The 18,176-nt window shown below is 60.7% G+C and carries 18 protein-coding genes; 14 read left to right on the forward strand and 4 right to left on the reverse strand.

The window, feature by feature from the left end; translation table 11 throughout:
• Window positions 1–678: an ATP-binding cassette domain-containing protein gene (locus tag ACX3M4_RS14745; RefSeq protein WP_459359307.1), complete on the forward strand. Its 678-nt coding sequence runs from the start codon at window positions 1–3 to the stop codon at window positions 676–678.
• A 72-nt stretch (window positions 679–750) separates the two neighbouring features.
• On the opposite strand, the gene bfr is transcribed toward ACX3M4_RS14745, so the two are convergent.
• Window positions 751–1,236, reverse strand: a complete 486-nt coding sequence (gene bfr / locus ACX3M4_RS14750; RefSeq protein WP_459359308.1) for a bacterioferritin — start codon at window positions 1,234–1,236, stop codon at window positions 751–753.
• A 28-nt stretch (window positions 1,237–1,264) separates the two neighbouring features.
• Window positions 1,265–1,507: a (2Fe-2S)-binding protein gene (locus ACX3M4_RS14755; RefSeq protein WP_459359309.1), complete on the reverse strand. Its 243-nt coding sequence runs from the start codon at window positions 1,505–1,507 to the stop codon at window positions 1,265–1,267.
• A 134-nt stretch (window positions 1,508–1,641) separates the two neighbouring features.
• On the opposite strand from ACX3M4_RS14755, the gene ACX3M4_RS14760 reads away from it, so the two are divergent.
• The 12 genes from ACX3M4_RS14760 (at window position 1,642) to ACX3M4_RS14815 (ending at window position 15,046) form a co-directional block, all read left to right on the forward strand.
• A complete protein-coding gene (locus ACX3M4_RS14760; RefSeq protein WP_459359434.1) occupies window positions 1,642–2,391 on the forward strand; it encodes an SDR family NAD(P)-dependent oxidoreductase in 750 nt (249 codons plus the stop codon).
• A 192-nt stretch (window positions 2,392–2,583) separates the two neighbouring features.
• Window positions 2,584–5,019, forward strand: a complete 2,436-nt coding sequence (locus ACX3M4_RS14765) for a methyl-accepting chemotaxis protein (protein WP_459359310.1) — start codon at window positions 2,584–2,586, stop codon at window positions 5,017–5,019.
• Between the two features lie 143 nt (window positions 5,020–5,162).
• Entirely contained in the window at window positions 5,163–6,116 is a 954-nt protein-coding gene (locus tag ACX3M4_RS14770) for a class I SAM-dependent methyltransferase (RefSeq protein ID WP_459359311.1), read from the forward strand.
• Window positions 6,113–6,940 (forward strand): TrmH family RNA methyltransferase, encoded by an 828-nt coding sequence (locus ACX3M4_RS14775; protein WP_459359312.1) that lies wholly within the window; start codon window positions 6,113–6,115, stop codon window positions 6,938–6,940. Before ACX3M4_RS14770 ends, ACX3M4_RS14775 begins: the two co-directional genes overlap by 4 nt.
• Before the next feature lie 5 nt (window positions 6,941–6,945).
• Window positions 6,946–7,803, forward strand: a complete 858-nt coding sequence (locus tag ACX3M4_RS14780) for an SDR family oxidoreductase (RefSeq protein ID WP_459359313.1) — start codon at window positions 6,946–6,948, stop codon at window positions 7,801–7,803.
• A 359-nt stretch (window positions 7,804–8,162) separates the two neighbouring features.
• Window positions 8,163–8,633, forward strand: coding sequence for a YtoQ family protein (locus ACX3M4_RS14785; protein WP_459359314.1), 471 nt, complete (start codon window positions 8,163–8,165; stop codon window positions 8,631–8,633).
• A 257-nt stretch (window positions 8,634–8,890) separates the two neighbouring features.
• A complete protein-coding gene (locus ACX3M4_RS14790; RefSeq protein ID WP_459359315.1) occupies window positions 8,891–9,091 on the forward strand; it encodes a cold-shock protein in 201 nt (66 codons plus the stop codon).
• 79 nt (window positions 9,092–9,170) lie between these two features.
• The gene (locus tag ACX3M4_RS14795; protein ID WP_459359316.1) at window positions 9,171–10,484 is read left to right on the forward strand and encodes a tetratricopeptide repeat protein; all 1,314 of its coding nucleotides are present in this window, start codon (window positions 9,171–9,173) and stop codon (window positions 10,482–10,484) included.
• 256 nt (window positions 10,485–10,740) lie between these two features.
• Window positions 10,741–12,342, forward strand: a complete 1,602-nt coding sequence (locus tag ACX3M4_RS14800) for a B12-binding domain-containing radical SAM protein (RefSeq protein ID WP_459359317.1) — start codon at window positions 10,741–10,743, stop codon at window positions 12,340–12,342.
• Between the two features lie 60 nt (window positions 12,343–12,402).
• Window positions 12,403–13,668, forward strand: a complete 1,266-nt coding sequence (locus tag ACX3M4_RS14805) for a TCR/Tet family MFS transporter (RefSeq protein ID WP_459359318.1) — start codon at window positions 12,403–12,405, stop codon at window positions 13,666–13,668.
• Window positions 13,669–13,683: 15 nt separating this feature from the next.
• Window positions 13,684–14,352: an alpha/beta hydrolase gene (locus tag ACX3M4_RS14810; RefSeq protein WP_459359319.1), complete on the forward strand. Its 669-nt coding sequence runs from the start codon at window positions 13,684–13,686 to the stop codon at window positions 14,350–14,352.
• Window positions 14,353–14,452: 100 nt separating this feature from the next.
• Window positions 14,453–15,046, forward strand: coding sequence for a hypothetical protein (locus tag ACX3M4_RS14815; protein ID WP_459359320.1), 594 nt, complete (start codon window positions 14,453–14,455; stop codon window positions 15,044–15,046).
• 105 nt (window positions 15,047–15,151) lie between these two features.
• Here ACX3M4_RS14815 and ACX3M4_RS14820 read toward each other — a convergent pair whose 3' ends face one another.
• Both ACX3M4_RS14820 and ACX3M4_RS14825 read right to left on the reverse strand, forming a co-directional pair.
• Complete coding sequence (locus ACX3M4_RS14820; protein WP_459359321.1) at window positions 15,152–15,565, reverse strand: hypothetical protein; 414 nt, start codon at window positions 15,563–15,565, stop codon at window positions 15,152–15,154.
• Between the two features lie 108 nt (window positions 15,566–15,673).
• Entirely contained in the window at window positions 15,674–16,732 is a 1,059-nt protein-coding gene (locus tag ACX3M4_RS14825; protein WP_459359322.1) for a M42 family metallopeptidase, read from the reverse strand.
• 269 nt (window positions 16,733–17,001) lie between these two features.
• Between ACX3M4_RS14825 and ACX3M4_RS14830 the strand changes: the two genes are divergently transcribed.
• Window positions 17,002–18,087 (forward strand): patatin-like phospholipase family protein, encoded by a 1,086-nt coding sequence (locus ACX3M4_RS14830; RefSeq protein ID WP_459359323.1) that lies wholly within the window; start codon window positions 17,002–17,004, stop codon window positions 18,085–18,087.
• Window positions 18,088–18,176: the final 89 nt, after the last annotated feature.

Here is an 18,176-nt window from a genome sequence, read left to right on the forward strand (position 1 = left end):
ATGTCCGTTTCTTCCGAATTGCCCGGTCTCGTTCTCGAGAATGTCCGCTTGTGCCTTGGAGGCATGCCGCTGGTCGAAATCGACTGCCGGATTGCGCCCGGCACAGTTTTGACGATCATGGGCGAAAGCGGCAGCGGCAAGTCGAGCCTGCTCGATTTCATCGCCGGGTTCCTGCGGCCCGATTTCGACGCCGACGGACGCGTGTTGCTGGACGGCTGCGATCTGACCGGATTGCCAGCCCAGGACCGTCACATCGGCCTGATGTTTCAAACGCCGCTGCTCTTCCCGCACATGTCGGTGCTGCAGAACCTCATTTTCGCGATCCCGCCGGAGATCGGCAAGAGGTCGCTGCGGCGCGGAATGGCGGAACAGGCGCTAGAAGACGCAGGACTTGCCGGTTTCGGCAGCCGAGATCCGGCGACGCTTTCCGGCGGACAGCAGACCCGTGTCGCGCTGATGCGCACGCTCCTGGCCGAGCCGAAGGCACTGCTTCTGGACGAGCCTTTTTCGAGCCTCGACAGAGCCCGGCGGGCGGACATTCGCGCACTGGTCTTCGAAGCAGCCCGGCAGAAAAGCCTGCCGGTGCTGCTCGTCACCCACGACGAGGACGATTCAGAGGCCGCCGGCGGCAAGGTGCACTACCTGGATGGAAGTGGAACAGGGAACGGGTGCGGGTAAGAAGCAGCGGTTCGCATGGACAGACGAACCGCTTGCGAGAGGACGTCATTACCCGATTGCCGGATTTGAAGCCTACTCCGCCATATCCGCGGATTTCGCCTGCAGAAGCGAATAATTGTCGATGCCGATGCGCTCGATCAGGTCCAGCTGGGTTTCCAGGAAGTCGATATGGCTTTCCTCGTCGCCCAGCAGTTTTTCAAACAGCGCCATGGATACGTAGTCGCCGAGTTCGCGGCAGACTTCCCGGGCCTCGTGATAGAGGGCGCGGGCGACATATTCGGCTGCAAGGTCGCCCTCGATGCATTCCTTCACGGACTGCCCGATGCGCAGAGGGTCGAGGGTCTGCAGATTGGGCAGGCCTTCCAGGAAGATGATCCGGTCCATCAGGTCCTGGGCGTGCTGGCGTTCCTCGTCGGCTTCTTCAAGCTCCTTGGCTGCGAGCTTGCCGAAACCCCAGTCGGCTAGCAGCCGCGCGTGGACCCAGTACTGGTTGACGGCGGTCAGTTCGTGTTTCAGGGCCTTGTTGAGGTAATCGATGACTTTCGGTTCGCCTTTCATGGCCCTCTCCCAATCAAATCCAAGAATGTTACCCGCTGACCGCCTGCTTCACGGGCGCAGGTGCCGTTTCGGTTTGCGCTCCGTCTTCAGAACTCTTTTGGTGAATAATGTCAATGACGGACGGGAAACAACCGCCGCAGCGTGGCCGGCAGCCCAGATGCCGGAAGACAGCGCCCGGCGTCGGCACCTTGCCGTTCGGGTCCGCACGCATTTCCTCCGCGGCCTCGCGGAGCTGCTTGTCAGACAGAACGTTACAGGAGCATATGATCATTGTAGGATCCGGCGAGCGTCCTCAATTAGAAGCATATCGGCGTTGACGAATTCCAGCGCAATAGCGAAACTCGACTACAAGAGTCAACTTTTTCACGACTCCAATGGCCCGGCTAAGGAACACAAATGAGCGGCATGGCACTCTCTGACGACCGTCCGACAATCGTGCTGACGGGGGCCAGCCGGGGGATCGGCCACGCCACGGTAAAACGGTTCTCCGCGGAGAACTGGCGGGTGATCACCTGTTCCAGGCAAGCATTTTCCGACAAATGCCCCTGGCCGATGGGACCGGAGGATCACATCCAGGTGGATCTTTCCGATCCGGAAAACCTGGGCTTTGCCGTACAGGAAATCCGCAAGCGGCTGGAGCCGAACGGATCGCGGCTGCATGCGCTGGTCAACAATGCCGGTATCAGCCCCAAGGGACCGGAGAAGGAACGGCTGGATTCGCTCAACACTCCCATGCACGAATGGCGGACGGTGTTCCAGGTCAATTTCTTTGCGCCGATCCTGCTCGGCCGGGGCCTGTTTCAGGAATTGAAACGTGCGGCCGGATCCGTCGTCAATGTGACCTCCATCGCCGGCATGCGGGTTCATCCGTTCGCAGGCACCGCCTATGCAACCTCGAAGGCAGCGCTTGCTGCCCTCACCCGCGAGATGGCCGCCGACTTCGGGCCGCACGGCATCCGCGTCAATGCCATTGCACCTGGAGAAATCGATACCTCTATCCTGTCGCCAGGCACAGAAAAACTGATCGAGGATATTCCTCTGCGCCGCCTGGGCCTGCCGAACGAAGTTGCGGACACGATCTATTACTTGTGCTCCACAAAATCTTCTTACGTCAGCGGAGCGGAAATACACATCAATGGCGGACAGCACGTATAAAAAAGATTCGCAACCTGAAATTACGACACGGTTCCGGCGCAGGAGTACCGCTTCCTAATCTTTTGATATGTCTACGATTCTCGCGCAGCTAAATAGTACCTGAAGATAAATCCCGCGATTTACCTAATGTTCACTGGCCTCCGCAATACTGACGAAACGACAATGCAGTTCTTCCGGCTGTGCGGGGATCATATGAAAAAAGTTCTGAAAGTGCTGACCGACCTCAGGTTCGGCTACAAGGTCGGTGGCGGTTTTCTGGCAGTTCTGCTGCTGACGGCCGTGGTCGGCGGGGTTGGCTTCCTTGCCATTCATTCGCTTTCCTCGCGCTTTGTTGTCGCGGACACGGCTGCGAAGGCTGCCGGTCAGGTCCAGGCAACTTCGCTGCAACGTGAAGACTATCTGAACAATCCCACTGACGATCTCAGCAAAGCCGTCCAGCAAGAAATCGCCAACCTGAAAACCGAGCTCGACAATCTCGCAACCGAAGTTGCAGGGGACGCCGCCTCGGAAGAGCAGGTTGCCGGAGCCGTGACCGCTGTTAACGAGTTTGCGACAACCTTCGGCGAAGTCACCGAGCAGATGACCCAGCAGGCAAACAGCCTGGCGTCGCTGCAAAAAAGCACGACCGACCTGGAGGCCCTTGCCCACACGATCAGTGACGCTGTTCTGACGGAAGAAAAGAAGATCAGCGCGGAAGTGTTTTCTGCCAACAGCCGGCTCGACGATGCCAACCACCTTCAGCTTGCCGTCTTTCAGTTGAAGGACGAAGTTGTCCAGATTCACATGCTATACCTGCAAGGCAGCGGCAATCTGGATGGTGAGGCGCTTACCAAGGCCATCGACATCTCACGGGATCTGGTCGCCTCGACCAAGCAGATGAAATACATGCAGATCGAGGGCATCGACAGCAAGACCGTCAGCAAACTGGCCGCCCAGTCCAACAAGCTGAAAGCGGCGGTGGAGAACCTCACCAAGGACCTCGGCTTCTCCGAAGCTTATGACGCCCGTCTCGCCGTCGGCACGAACATCAAGGGCATGAACGACCTCACGCTGGAGATCCTGGGTCAGGCCTCTCCGGTCGTCTCCAAGGCGAAGACCGATGCCCTGACGGCCTCGACCCGCCTGGCAACGGTGCGCACCATCGCGGACAAGGCAACCGCGCTTAACGAGCTTTCGCTGGCGGCGCGTGCGGAAACGCTGCTGCTCTTCGGCGCATACGGCGTTAACGACCAGACGGCCGTGGAAGCACGCATTGCCGGCCTGGAGGCGCTTGAGAAGGACATGGTCAAATATGCGACGATCCTGCCCTCCGCCGCCGATGCCATCAAGGCGATCCCGGACTCGGTCGCAACGCTCAACAGTTCCTATCAGCAAATGCTGAGCGCTAAGGCGAACCTGATCGCCAAGCGGGCATTGCTGGACGGCCTGACCCGTGAAGTCAGCGCCAATATCACCGAAATCTCCGACGACCAGTCAAAGGCCGCCAACGGTGCAGCAACTGGCGCCAAGGCTCAGATTGCCGTGACGATCCTGTTTGCCATCCTCGGCGGCGTCGGCCTCGCGGTTGTGCTGAACCTGGCGATCACCCGTCCGATCCGCACCATCACCGGTGTCATGGACCGGCTGGCAAATGGCGACAACGAAGTCGACATTCCGGGCATCGACCGCGGCGACGAAATCGGCGAGATGAGCCGCACCGTTCAGGTGTTCCGCGACAATGCCGTGGAGCGGACCCATCTGCAGGAGCAGAACGCCCGCGAGGAATCCGCCCGCCAGGAACGCCAGGAGCGTATCGACGCGATGATCCAGACGTTCCGCTCCAAGGCGGAAGAGGCCCTCGGATCCGTGGAATCGACCGCCGGCAGCCTCGACACCACGGCGCAGGCTCTCACCGAGATCGCCCGCGACAGCGCCGGCTATGCCAGCGAGACGCAGGCTTCGTCCAACGAGACCACCAACAACGTTCAGACCGTCGCCAGCGCGGCGGAAGAACTGGCGGCTTCCATCGGTGAAATCTCGCGCCAGGTTGCCCAGACGACCGAAATCGTCGACCGCGCCACCACCGGCACCCGTATCACCAACCAGAAGGTCGAAGGTCTGGCGGAAGCCGCGACCAAGATCGGCGAGGTCGTCACACTCATCCAGGCCATTGCCGAGCAGACCAACCTGCTGGCGCTGAACGCCACGATCGAGGCCGCACGTGCGGGTGAAGCCGGCAAGGGCTTCGCGGTCGTCGCCGCAGAAGTCAAGGAACTGGCCACCCAGACCTCCAAGGCGACGGAAGAGATCTCCAGCCAGATCACCGAGATCCAGAACGCGACCAAGGACTCCGTCGTTGCGATCGGCGAGATCGCCGAGACCATGACGGAGGTCAATTCCTACACCACCGCGATTGCCTCCGCCGTCGAGCAGCAGGGTGCGGCGACTGCTGAAATCTCGCAGAACGTCCAGCGTGCTGCCGAGGGTACCGGAGCGGTGTCCGCCTCCATGACCCAGCTGTCTCAGGCGGTCGACCAGACCTCGTCCTCCGCGGACATGGTGCTGTCGGCCTCCGGCGAACTGACCCAGAAGACCCACGAGCTGAAGCGCGAAGTCGAACAGTTCCTCGCAGAGGTCGCCGCAGCTTAAGGTCAGGTCTGTCCAGAAACGAGGGCGGGACGCTTCGGCTTCCCGCCCTTTTCTTTTTTAAGCTTCGACGCTAAGCGTTGACCTTCGACCGCCAGACGAATATGGCGGGATGACTTTCCATCTAAAGACAACGAGTGACCATCGTGGCGGATCAGACCAGCGCCCTCTCCTATGCCCCGCGCGGCAAAGCTCCGGTTCAGAACTGGCCGGTGATCCTGGAAACGAAGGGTTGGCAGGACTACCGGCTGCTGGACATGGGTGCGGGCGAGAAGCTGGAGCGCTATGGCCGCTTCACCATCGTGCGCCCGGAACCGCAGGCCATGGGTGCGCGGCGGCAGAAGGAAAGCGTGTGGAACCGGGCAGATGCGGTCTTTTCCGGCGATACGGAAGAGGAAGGTCCCGGCCGCTGGAAATTTTCCGGCAATGTGCCGGAAACCTGGCCGATGACCTATGGCCCGGTGCGCTATAACGGCCGCTTCATGTCCTTCCGCCATGTCGGCGTCTTCCCCGAACAGGCCGCCCACTGGGACTGGGTCAACGGCAAGGTCCGCGCGGAGCGCCAGCGCGCACCGGAAAAGCCGCTGAAGATCCTGAACCTCTTCGGCTACACAGGTCTTGCCTCGCTGCTGCCGGCAACCGAAGGCGCGCAGGTGACCCATGTCGACGCCTCCAAGAAGGCGATCGGCTATGCGCGCGAGAATCAGGAAATGTCCGGCCTCGACGACCTGCCGATCCGCTGGATCTGCGAAGACGCCTCCAAATTCGTCGCCCGGGAAGTCCGGCGCGGCAATACATATGACGGCATCATCCTCGACCCGCCGAAATACGGCCGCGGTCCCAAGGGCGAGGTCTGGGACATCTATACCAGCCTGCCCGGCATGCTGATGGACCTGAAGCAGCTTCTGGCGGGCGACGCCCTGTTCATGATCCTGACCGCCTATGCGATCCGCTCCAGTTTCGTCTCCATCCACGAACTGATGGCCGAAACGCTGGATACGGAAGGCGGTCTGCTGGAGTCCGGAGAACTCGTCATTCGTGAGGAAGACGGCAAACGCGCCCTCTCCACCTCGCTCTTTTCCCGTTGGAGCAGCCGATGAGCGAGAAACGCCAGGGTGCCGTCAAGCAGGTCACCAGCCATTCCAATCCGATCGTCAAGGAAATCAAGGGCCTCGTTGCACAGCGCAAGCACCGCAGCCAGACGGGCCTCTTCGTTGCCGAGGGTCTGAAACTGGCAACAGATGCGCTCGAAGCCGGCTGGGGCGTGCGATATCTCGCCATCGGTCCGGAAGCCCGCGACAATCCTGTCGCCCAGAAAGCTGCCGCCACCGCCAAGGCGCGCGGCGCGCTGATCCTGGAGGTTTCGACTGCCGTCATGTCCGCGATGACCCGCAAGGACAATCCGCAGATGGTCGTCGGGGTCTACGAGCAGCAGCTTCTCGGACCCAGGGACATCGACCCGACGGGCGCCACGCTCTGGGTCGCATTGGACCGGGTGCGTGATCCGGGCAATCTCGGCACCATCATCCGCACCGTCGACGCGGTCGGTGGTGCCGGTGTCATGCTGGTGGGCGACTGCACCGATCCATTTGCCGTGGAAGCGGTGCGCGCCACCATGGGGTCGCTCTTTCACGTGCCGCTGGCAAAGCTCTCCAAGGACGAGTTCAAGGCGCTCGCCGGCAAATGGCCCGGCACCGTTGCCGCCACCCACCTCAAGGGCTCCGTCGACTACCGCACCCCGGACTATGCGGCGCCTGTCCTGCTTGTGATGGGCAACGAGCAGAAGGGGCTTGAGGACGATATGGCGGCCGCATGCCGTACTCTCATTCGCATTCCGCAGGTCGGCCAGGCCGACAGTCTCAATCTGGCGGTCGCCACAGGTGTCGCGCTTTATGAAATCCGCCGCAAACATCTGGAGCTTTGATACGCATGCGTCTGTTTGTTTTCGGCGTCGGTTTTTCCTCCAAGGCTTTCATCAACGAAGTGCGTGGCCGCTTCGACTGGATCGGCGGCACGACGCGCTCTCCCGAAAAGGCGGAGGCGTTGCGCGAAATGGGTGTCGAGCCGTTTCTCTTCGACGGCGAGACCAGAGGTGCAGGGATCGAAGCTGCACTGGCAGACGCGACCCATGTGCTGATTTCCATTGCCCCGAACGAGGCCGGTGATCCGGTCCTTACCCAGCACGCCGATGACATTGTGGCCGGCCGGCCGAACTGGATCGGCTATCTTTCCACCGTCGGGGTCTATGGCGATCATGATGGCGCCTGGGTGGACGAGGAAACGGCCTGCAAGCCGGTCTCGAAACGCTCGGTCCAGCGGGTCCTGGCCGAACAGGACTGGCTGGAGTTTGCCGGAAAGAACGATCTGCCGGTGCAGATCTTCCGGCTTTCCGGCATCTATGGCCCCGGCCGCAATGCATTTGAAAACTTCAGGAAAGGCACGGCCCGGCGCCTGGTAAAACCCGGGCAGGTGTTCAACCGCATCCATGTTGCCGATATTGCCGGAGCCTTGAACGCGGCGATGCAACACCCCTCGACGCGAATCTTCAACGTCACTGACGACGAGCCCTGCCCACCGCAGGATGTCGTCGCTTTTGCCGCCGGTCTCCTTGGCGTTGAAGCTCCGCCGGAGATCCCGTTCGATACAGCCGAGCTGTCGCCGATGGCGCGGTCCTTCTATGGCGAGAACAAGCGCGTCTCCAACCGGCGGATCAAGGACGAACTCGGCTATGCCTTCCGCTATCCCGATTACCGGGTCGCGTTGAAGGCCTTGCGTGAGACAGTTTGAGTTTTTTCCTGCCGCTTGAGATCCCGATAGCCTAAGCCATTGCACAGCGTCACCCCGGGCGAGCATCGCGAGACCCGGGGCCTACTCATTTCCAGAGCGGTGGTATGGATCAGCCGCCATCAGAAGCAATCCGTTTTTGCGCAAGCCGAACTGAGAGTAGGCCCCGGCTCTCCGCTTCGCTGCGGCCGGGGTGACATTGCGAGTGCTGCCCTGGCTGCTTCTCAGGTCAGTAACCTCATCCCCCTTTCCCCTCGCCATTTCCCCCCAGGGGTTGACGCCTTCGCTCCCAGGCCCCAGCTTCAGGACAGGTTGGCAAATCAATTTGTCCGATAAATCATAAGCTTGAGTGGGTGGAAATCATGAGCAACTGGCGCGTTTACCTGTCCGGGGAGATCCATACGGACTGGCGGGAAACCATCATGAAGGGGGTGCAGGCACTGTCCCTTCCTGTCGATTTCTCCGCACCCGTCACCGATCACGATACCAGCGACGATTGCGGTGCCGTCATTCTCGGCGGTGAACACAACAAGTTCTGGTATGACCACAAGGGCGCCAAGGTGAACGCGATCCGGACAAGGTCCCTGATCGAAAAGGCCGACATCGTCGTGGTCCGCTTCGGCGACAAGTACAAGCAGTGGAACGCCGCCTTCGATGCCGGCTATGCCGCAGCGCTCGGCAAGTCGCTCATCGTCCTGCACGATCCGTCGCTTACCCATCCGCTGAAGGAAGTTGACGCAGCTGCGCTCGGCGTCGCCGAGACGCCGCAGCAAGTGGTCGATATCCTCAGATATGTCATTTCCGGCGTGCTCGATCGAAGCCCACGGTCTTGAAATTAACGAATAAGTCACCATACTAGATGAGACTATTGTAAAGCCCGCTGAAATTAGCCGGGCAAACGGACCCCAACTTAATCGGTTCTGCGTTTCAAAGCGATACGGTCAAACTTGACTGCGTGCAACGATGATTAGTTCCGGTTGGAGTCCGACGAGTACTTTAGGCTTAATGACACAACTGTCATCAAGACGTTGAAAAAGACGGCTATGCGTGCCGTCGTATGACTTGATGCGATAATTGGAAAGAAGACTCCATGCTGCATGGAAACGTGAAATGGTTCGACAAAAGCCGTGGTATCGGCACGATCGAACCCCAGGACGGGGAAGACATCCTCGTCGACATCGTGGCTCTCCGCCGCTCCGGCATCGACACTCTGAAGGAAGGCCAGCTCGTGGCTTTCGATCTTGAGTGGCGCCGCGGCCAGATGGTGGCTGAAGACCTGAAAGTCCTGTAAGGTCACTTTCAAGGTCATTGCCGGGAACAAGGGCGGTTCGACCGCCCTTTTTTGTGCCCAATTCATTGCGGAGCATTCCATGGAACTGGACGCCAGGCTGCAGGAAGGTATCGCTGCGCATCGCAGCGGCAATCTGGAGGCGGCACTCGCGGCCTACAAGGACGTGCTGACCGCCGACCCCGACCATGCCGACGGGCTCCACTTCCTGGGACTTCTTCATTTCGATGCCGGCAAGGCGGAAAACGCCGTGATCCTGATCCGCAAGTCGCTGGAGCAGAACGGCCGCAATGCCTCGGCCTACAACAATCTCGGCAACATCCTGAAGCTGTCGGGCCACTCCGACGAGGCGCTCAAGGCCTATGTGCACGCGGTGGAGATCGAACCGCGCCACGAGGACGCCTGGAGCAACATCACCGTGATGCTGGAAGGGGCCGCCAACAATGACGACCTGTTGCCGATCCTGAGGGAAGTGGTGCGGCTCGATCCGGACAATCCGAATGCCTGGCACAATTACGGCCTGTCGCTCATGCTGGCCGGACGCCGGGACGAGGCTGCAGACGCGCTGGAACGCTGCCTGGAATTCGGCGCGGATGTGTGGTCCGACAAGATCTGGCATGCGCGTGTCCTTTGCGCGCTCGGCCGCAAGGACCGGGCGATCGCGCATCTGGAAAGCCTCGTCACCGCCGATCCGGACAACACGGTTGCCCGCTACCAGTTGGCAGCGGTGCGCGGCGACAACATGGACCATGCGCCGGAAGACTACGTCAAAACCCATTTCGACAGCTTTTCGGACAGCTTCGACGAGGTCTTGAAAAATCTCGGCTATCGCGCCCCGGAACTGGTCGCCGCCGACGTGGCGGAGCTCGCCGCCGGTCGGACGGAGAAGTTTCGGGACGTCGTCGATCTCGGCTGCGGCACCGGCCTGTGCGGCCCGCTGATCCGGGAGCATTGCGTGCGGCTGACGGGCATTGATCTTTCCCCCGGCATGTTGCGCAAGGCGGCCGCCTTGAACGTCTTCGACTTTCTGGTCGAAGGAGAGCTGGTGGGTTTTCTCACCTCCGACCTGCCGGCAAAATTCGATCTCGGCGTCTGTGTCGATACGCTCTGCTACATCGGCGACCTGCACCCCTTCATGACGGCACTTTATGCAGCAATGAAGCCCGGCGGCATCCTGGTTGCCAGCGTCGAACATCTGGCAGATCCCTCGGGTCCGGACTACCGCGTCGACCCGACCGGCCGCTATGCCCACACGCCTGGCTATCTCAGGCGCTGCACCGAAAGCGCCGGTCTTGTCTACGAGAGGGAAAAACCTGTCGTATTGCGCCAGGAGCTGGGCAAGGAAGTACATGGACTTATTTTCCATGTGCGCAAGCCTGACACCATCCCCGGCTGAAATGCTGCTCAGGGAGTGAACTTGCAAGAGCCGGCAGCCTCATCCTGAGGAAGGCCAAAGGCCTGTCTCGAAGGATGGGCGGCATATTCCGACGCAAGCGGCCCATCCTTCGAGACGGACCTGACGGTCTTCCTCAGGATGAGGGATTTGGCACGGCACGGAATCTATCAGGTCATACCTATCAAGGCGGTTGTGCCGGCACGGAAAGTTGCTAGGTTGTCGCCAGTGGCAAGGCGTCCGTGAGGAGGGTCCGTGAATGTCGACATGTAACGTTCTGCTGGTTTACCCGCGGTTCAATTCCGGATCATTCTGGAATTACGGGGCAACCTGCGAACTGGTCGGCGCCAAATATCCGGCCCCGCCGCTCGGCCTCATCACCGTCGCCGCCATGCTGCCGGCAGACTGGAACGTCAGGCTGATCGACCGCAACACCGGCACGCTCACCGGCGAGGATCTCGCCTGGGCTGACATGATCATGACCGGAGGCATGCTGCCGCAACAGGCGGACTGCCTCGCCGTGATCCGCCGGGCGCAGGACAAGGGCATTCCGGTCGTCGTCGGCGGCCCCGACGCGACCTCCTCGCCTGAAGTCTATGAAGCCGCCGATTTCCTGGTTCTGGGCGAAGCGGAAGGCATTCTGGAGACTTTCGTCGAAGCCTGGCAGGAAGGCGTACGCAACGGCCGCTTCACGGCGGAAAAGTTCAAGGCGGATGTCACATCCAGCCCGATCCCGCGCTTCGACCTCCTGAACTTCAAGGATTATGTCCAGATCGGCGTGCAATATTCGCGCGGCTGCCCTTTCACCTGCGAATTCTGCGACATCATTGAACTTTACGGCCGGGTGCCGCGCACCAAGACCAACGAACAGATGCTGGCCGAACTCGACCGTCTTTATGAACTTGGCTATCGCGGCCATGTCGACTTCGTCGACGACAACCTGATCGGCAACAAGAAGGCGGTGAAGGGCTTCCTGCCCGAACTCGCCGCCTGGCAGAAGAAGCGCAGCTATCCGTTCGAAATGTCGACCGAAGCCTCGCTCAACCTTGCCGACGACGAAGCCTTGCTGAAGATGATGCAAGAGGCCAGTTTTTTCTCGGTCTTTATCGGCATCGAAAGCCCGGACCCGGATGTGCTGGTCGCCACCCGCAAGAAGCAGAACACCCGTCGCGACATCGCCAAGAGCGTTCACAAGATCTACGACGCCGGCATCTTCGTGCTGGCCGGTTTCATCGTCGGCTTCGACGAGGAAAGCGACAAGGTTGCCGACGAAATCTCTGCCCTGATCGAGGAATCGGCGATCCCGGTCGCCATGACCGGTCTTCTCTACGCCCTGCCCAACACGCAGCTGACGCGCCGGCTTGCCAAGGAAGGCCGCCTGCATGCGGATTTCGGCACCGACGATCCCGACACGGCAGATGGCGACCAGTGCACGGCCGGATTGAACTTCACCACCGTAAGGCCGCGCGAACAGATCCTTGCCGACTTCAAGACCGTGATCGAGCGGGTGTTCAGCCCGGAAGCCTATTTCGGCCGGGTGCAGAAAGTGGCGTCCATGCTCGACATGAACGGTGCCAACGGATCCATTTTCGGCGCAGGATTTTTCCACGACATCAAGATGTTCGGCCGCCTGATCCTGGCGATGACCTTCACCAACACCACCTATCGCGGCCCGTTCTGGAAAACCCTGATCTTCACCGCCTTCACCAATTTCAGGGCGATCAAGCCCGTGATGATGATGTTGGCGCTCTATGTCCATCTCGGACCGTTCTCGCGCTTTGTGATCGCCCAGATCGACAAGCAGATTGCCGATATCGAAAAGGGACATTGGGAGCAGCCCGCACTGGTCGCGGCCGAATAGTTCGGTTATTAAGGCCGGGCCGGTTACCGGCGGAAGTCAACCATTCATCGGGTAGAATACGTGCGGTCCGGCCTCAGCAAGCGCAGCGCGCTTGGCTTCATTCTTGTCACTCTGACGCTCAATTCCATGGGCATCGGCCTGATGATGCCGGTGATGCCGTCGCTCCTGACCGAGCTCACTTCCCTGCCCGTCAGCGACGCGGCCCGCTGGGGCGGCGCGCTGACGGTGGTCTATGCGCTGATGCAGTTCGCCTTCGGCCCGACGCTCGGCAACCTGTCGGACAGGTTCGGCCGGCGGCCCATATTGCTCGTGTCGATGTTCGCGATGGCCCTCGACTACCTGCTTATGGCACTCTCCTGGCATCTGGCTGTGCTGTTCATTGGCCGCACCCTGTCGGGCATCTCCGGCGCGACCTTTTCCGCAGCCTCCGCTTATATCGCCGATGTCTCCTCCAAGGAGGAACGGGCCAAGAATTTCGGCCTTGTGGGCGCAGGCTTCGGCGTCGGCTTCGTGCTCGGTCCCATGATCGGCGGCTTTCTCGGTGAATATGGGCCGCGAGCTCCCTTCTACGCCGCCGCTGCTCTTTCCTTTGTCAACTTCCTCTTCGGCTATTTCGTGCTGCCGGAAACCCTGAAGCCGGAAATCCGCCGCACCTTCGAGTGGAAACGCGCCAATCCGTTCGGCGCGCTCAAGCAGCTTGCCGCTCATCCGCAAGTTCGCACGCTGCTGCTGGCCGTCTTCCTGTTCGACATCGCCCATTACGTCTATCCCGCCGTCTGGAGCTACTATTCGGAGGAAGTCTTCGGCTGGTCGCCAGCGGATATCGGCCTGTCGCTTGCCTGTGTCGGCATCGGCTTCGCCGTTGTGCAGGGGTATCTCATCCGTGTTCTGGAGCCGAAGATCGGGCCGGAACGGACGCTGCTGATCGGCCTTGCCGCTAACCTTTTGGCCTTTGCCGGACTGGCGTTCGCGACCTCCGGAACCGTGGCCTATGCAATGATCTGCTTCGCCGCGCTCGGTGCGCTGGCGACACCGGCCTTTACCGCACTCATGTCCAATCGCATCGAGGACAATGCGCAGGGCGAATTGCAGGGTCTCATCGCCAGCGCGGCGGGCCTGTCCATGGTGGTCAGCCCCTTCGTGATGACCCAGGTCTTTGCCGCTTTTTCAGGACCCGATGCAACGATCAGCTTCCCCGGCGCCCCCTTTGCGCTGGCCGGGTTCCTGATCCTTGCGTCCCTCGCAATCGCCCTGCCCTTCCTCCGCCGGCGGGAACCGCTGCAAACTGCATCCAGCCTGGGCGACCAGGAAAACCCGGCGGAATAAAGAGCCAGCCAGCCGATGACCTCTTCCCTCGATGGCCCCCGTTTAGCCCCTGCCTCTGGTGGTCCCGCGCGCCAGCTCGTCGTGATCCTGCATGGCTATGGCGCCGATGGTGCCGACCTCATAGATCTCGGCCGGGCCTGGCAGGGCCAGCTTCTCGATGCCGCCTTCATCGCCCCCGATGCACCGGAGCACCTGCCCTTCGAAGCCCTTGGCGGGCGGCAGTGGTTTGCGCTTGATGAGCGCTCGCCAAACGAATACCGGATCGGCGCTGAGGCAGCCCAGCCGATATTGGATCGGTTCATCAACGATGAGCTCGCGCGGCTTTCTTTGAACGAGCAGTCGCTCGCACTCGTCGGTTTCAGCCAGGGTGCCATGATGACCTTCCAGTGCGGTCTGCGCCGGAAGGTGCCGCCAGCCGCATTGGTCGGTTATTCCGGTCTTTTGCCGGGCGCTGACAGGCTCGCCGGCATCACCACGGCAAGTCCGGTGCTGATCGTCCACGGCAGCGAAGACGATGTCGTTCCCGACTATCATGCGGAGGCAGCGCGCGCGGCCCTGACCGCTGCCGGTGTTTCGGCGCAGATGCATCTTCTGTCCGGTCTCGGCCATTCCATCGACGAACGCGGCATGGTCCTGGGCGGACGGTTCCTTGAGAAGGCTTTCGCTGCCACGCGGAAAGACTGAGCCCTCTCTCGGATGGTTAATGGCCTGTTAACGGTTTTGCCGGATGCTTTCAGCACCTATGCAGAACCAGAAAGGTTCGCAAACGCCAGGATCCGAGGCCATGCAGATTTCCGTCGAGACCACCACCCAGAGCACGAGCCTGTTCTCGGCGTCCTTTTCAGGTGGCGGTGCCCGGGGCGGCAAACAGGGTCCCGACGACGGGATCGACGGCAACAGCCCGGCCAAGACACCAGCCGTCAGCGTACTGGAAGCGGCCAGCAAGAAGGCCGAGGAAGACGCGGTCGTGATCGCCGCCCTTCAGGACGCGGTCGAAAAGGGCAAGGGTGAAGACGACGAAACAAAGGATGGTGCGCTTGCGACCGTCGAGGACTACCAGAAGACCGCCGGCAAACTGAAGGCCGCCCTTGGCGAAGGGGACACAGGTCCCCAGGGCAATGTCGCCTATGAGGGTGCGACGATCTCCACGACCACGATCGAAGCGGAAATCGGCGGTGAGACGATCTCGGCCCAGTTCGTTTCCTTCGAACGGGTGTCCTACAACAGCGAGACCGGCCTCTCCGTACGCTCCGCCAGCGCCTCGGCCATCGAGGGCGATTTCAACGGCGGTTCCTTCAGCTACCAGAGCGCCTCGGTGAGCGAGCTTTATGCCGGGACCGGCGAGCAGGTGTCGAACGTGCTGGGACTTGTGGCCTGAAGTCCCACGCAGCCACCTTGCAAATTGATCTCATCCCTGGCGCTGTGAATGCTTTTGTTGATCAGATGTGTGCGGTGGATATCCAGACCGCCTTTTTGCCGGCTACTACTGGTATGATCCCTTTTCGTCTAACGACACCAAGTCTGTGACCACACCGTCCTTGAGAGTGGCTCTGAACGAGACTCTCTTCCCGATGTAGTAGTCATAGAAATCGATATAGCCCTTGAAGTCTACAGGCACCTCAATCAGTCGCTCGACTTTATTGCTCTGCCGCGATTTGGTCTTCTTATTCGACACCAAGAAAGAAAATACTCTTCTGAAGACGCTTTTTTCTTCGGCTGAAGCCGGAATTTCAATTTCCTGAGTTCTGGAAATTCTTACCAATCTCCCGTCTTTACGAATTTTGTAGAGGTGCAACTCGCACTCAAGATCCTTGGTTTGAAAATCGGTGAGGCGAAAGTGGGCAAGCTCTCTTACCGGTAGGTGCATTTCACATTGGATGTAGTCGAACATACCCAAGGTCATACTCCGAAGAAAAAGAACACGAGAGCCTGAAATATTTATCTGTTCCGATCCGGAATGAACCAAGAGAAGACTAACTTCTCTTGGTCGCAAACAACTCCAGCCTCAAGCCTTCTTCAGATAGGCGACCATGATGTCCAGCGCGGCCTGGAGATCGTCCTTGTGGATCATCTCGGTGACCGTGTGGATGTAGCGGGTGCCGACGACGATGCCGATCGCCTTGGCTCCGGCCGCGGCCTGCTGGGCGGCAGCGCCGTCCTGGCCACCGGCGGCGAGCATGGTGCGCTGGAAGGGGATCTTTTCCTTCACCGCGATCGCCTCGATTTCCTTCACCAGGTCACGGTCGGCAATGAAGCTGGAATCCTTCACATGCAGACCGAAGCCCTTGCCCTGGACGGTGGTGCGGTCTTCTTCCGGGACGCCCGGCGTGTCGCAGGCAAGCGTCGTGTCGATGCCGAGGCCGATATCGGGGGCAATCGCGAAGGATGCGGTGCGGGCACCGCGCAGGCCGACTTCTTCCTGGCAGGTGAAGGCGACATGGATCTCGCATTCATGCTTGGCCTTGCCGAGGCCCTTGATCGCCTCGATGCCGAGCCAGCAGGCAATGCGGTTGTCGAGCGCCTTGGAGACGACCTTGTCGCCGATCTCGATCAGCGGTTCGTCCATGGTGACCATGTCGCCGACCTTGACGATGTCCTTGGTCTTCTCGCCAAGGCCCAGATCGATGACGAAGTCCTTCGGTTCCGGGATCTTCTTGCGCTCTTCTGGCGACGAAATGTGGATCGGCTTGCCGCCCGGGTTCATCACACCCTTGAAATCGCCCTCGTCGGTGGAGACGAGAACGCGGCGCGAAAAGAGGTTGCGCGCATCGAAACCGCCGACCGGTTGCACATGCACGAAGCCCCTGTCGGTGACGTGGGAGACAAGAAAGCCGATCTCGTCCATGTGGCAGAGCAGCATCACCTTTTTCGGCGCGCCCTTTTTCGGCGCGCCCTTTTTCGGTGCCTTGCGGCTGTCGCGCCGGCAGAGCAACGAGCCCATCGGGTCGACGGTGACCTCGTCGAAAAGGTCCTTGATCTCGGCCGTGATGAGGTCGCGCACCCGGTGCTCGTGACCCGGGACGCCAGGGGTTTCGCAAAGGCGGCGAAGCAGATCGATATTCATGGAAGTTCCTGTGGGGTTGAAATCGGAGCGATCCTAGTCCGAAAGCTGTACCCGGATAAAGGGCCAAGACACAGGCTTTGCCGTGAGACGTGCAGATTGCAACTTCGTCTTTAACCGATTGCTCGCCAATTTCGAAAAATCGGCCTCTCCCGGTCGCTTTGCCATTGCAGTGTCGCATTTGATGACAACATTCTTGAGGAAACAAAAAGCGTCTCCCGCGGTGGCGGAAAGGCGCAGCCCCTTCCTTTCGACCATTTCGGGGAGCGATCATGGCCCAGAAAAAGCGTTTCATACTTTCCATTGACGGCGGCGGCGTGCGCGGCCTCATTCCGGTGCGCCTGCTGGAAACCCTTGAAAGCCGGCTCAGCCAGCGCGGTGTGACCACCCCCTTCTACAAGATCTTCGATCTGATGGCCGGAACGTCCTCCGGCGGATTGACAGCAGCCGGCCTCAGCGCCCCGCGTCCGGGTGGCAGCGCCCATGAGGCAGCCGCAACCATCGCCGAACTCAGGACCTTCTTTGAACGCGAGTCGCGGGAGATCTTCAAACCGTCCATCACGGGACGGCTGGCACGGGCCGTGACCAATCCGCTCGGCCTCTTCGACGAGAGTTATGACGCCCGTCCGCTGGAAAAGCTCCTGAAGGAGCGGTTCGGCTGGACCTCGATGGCGAGCGGCCAGACAAAACTCGTGCTGACCGCCTATGACATCGAACAGCGCAAGGCCGTCTTCATGACCAATGGTCTTGAGGAAAACGGCAGCCGGCCGGATGATTATTACTTCTGGCAGGCAGTCCGTGCGACCACCGCCCTGCCGGCCTATTTCGAACCGGCCCGCGTGGAGAACCTGACCCGCCGGCGCGAAGAGGCCCTGATCGACGGTGGTGTCTTCATGAAGAACCCGACCATTCCTTCCTATCTCGAAGCTCTCAAGCTCGGCTGGCAGGAGGACGAGATCGTCATCCTGTCGCTCGGCACCGGCCGCGCGCAAGGCCGGCCGTTCCCCTACAAGGACGCCGTCGGCTGGGGCGCGCTCGGCTGGATGCAGATGTCGAAGGGCGTGCCGCTGCTGTCGATCCTGGCCGACGGTCAGGTCCAGACCGCGGATTACGCGGCCGAGCATCTTTTCGCCGCGCTGCCGAACGTCACCTATCACCGCCTGGAAGCCGATCTTCCCGCCGATGCGGAAGACCCGGACAATGCCCGTCCGGGCAACATCATCGCCCTCAACGGTGCCGCCGACCGGGTGATCCGCGACAACACGGTGTTCCTCGATGCCTTCGCAGACATGTTGACAGCTCACCTTCAAAGCCCGGAAACGGATGCGGAACCGGCCGATTTGGTGCATGCTGCCTGAAGACTGAGCCGGCCGGCGCGAATTGAGCCGCTGTCAGCGGACCGTTTGCCGACTTCGCCGGCCCGGGCATTGCGACAGGCACATGAGGT

It is taken from the genome of Roseibium sp. M-1 (assembly GCF_054515675.1).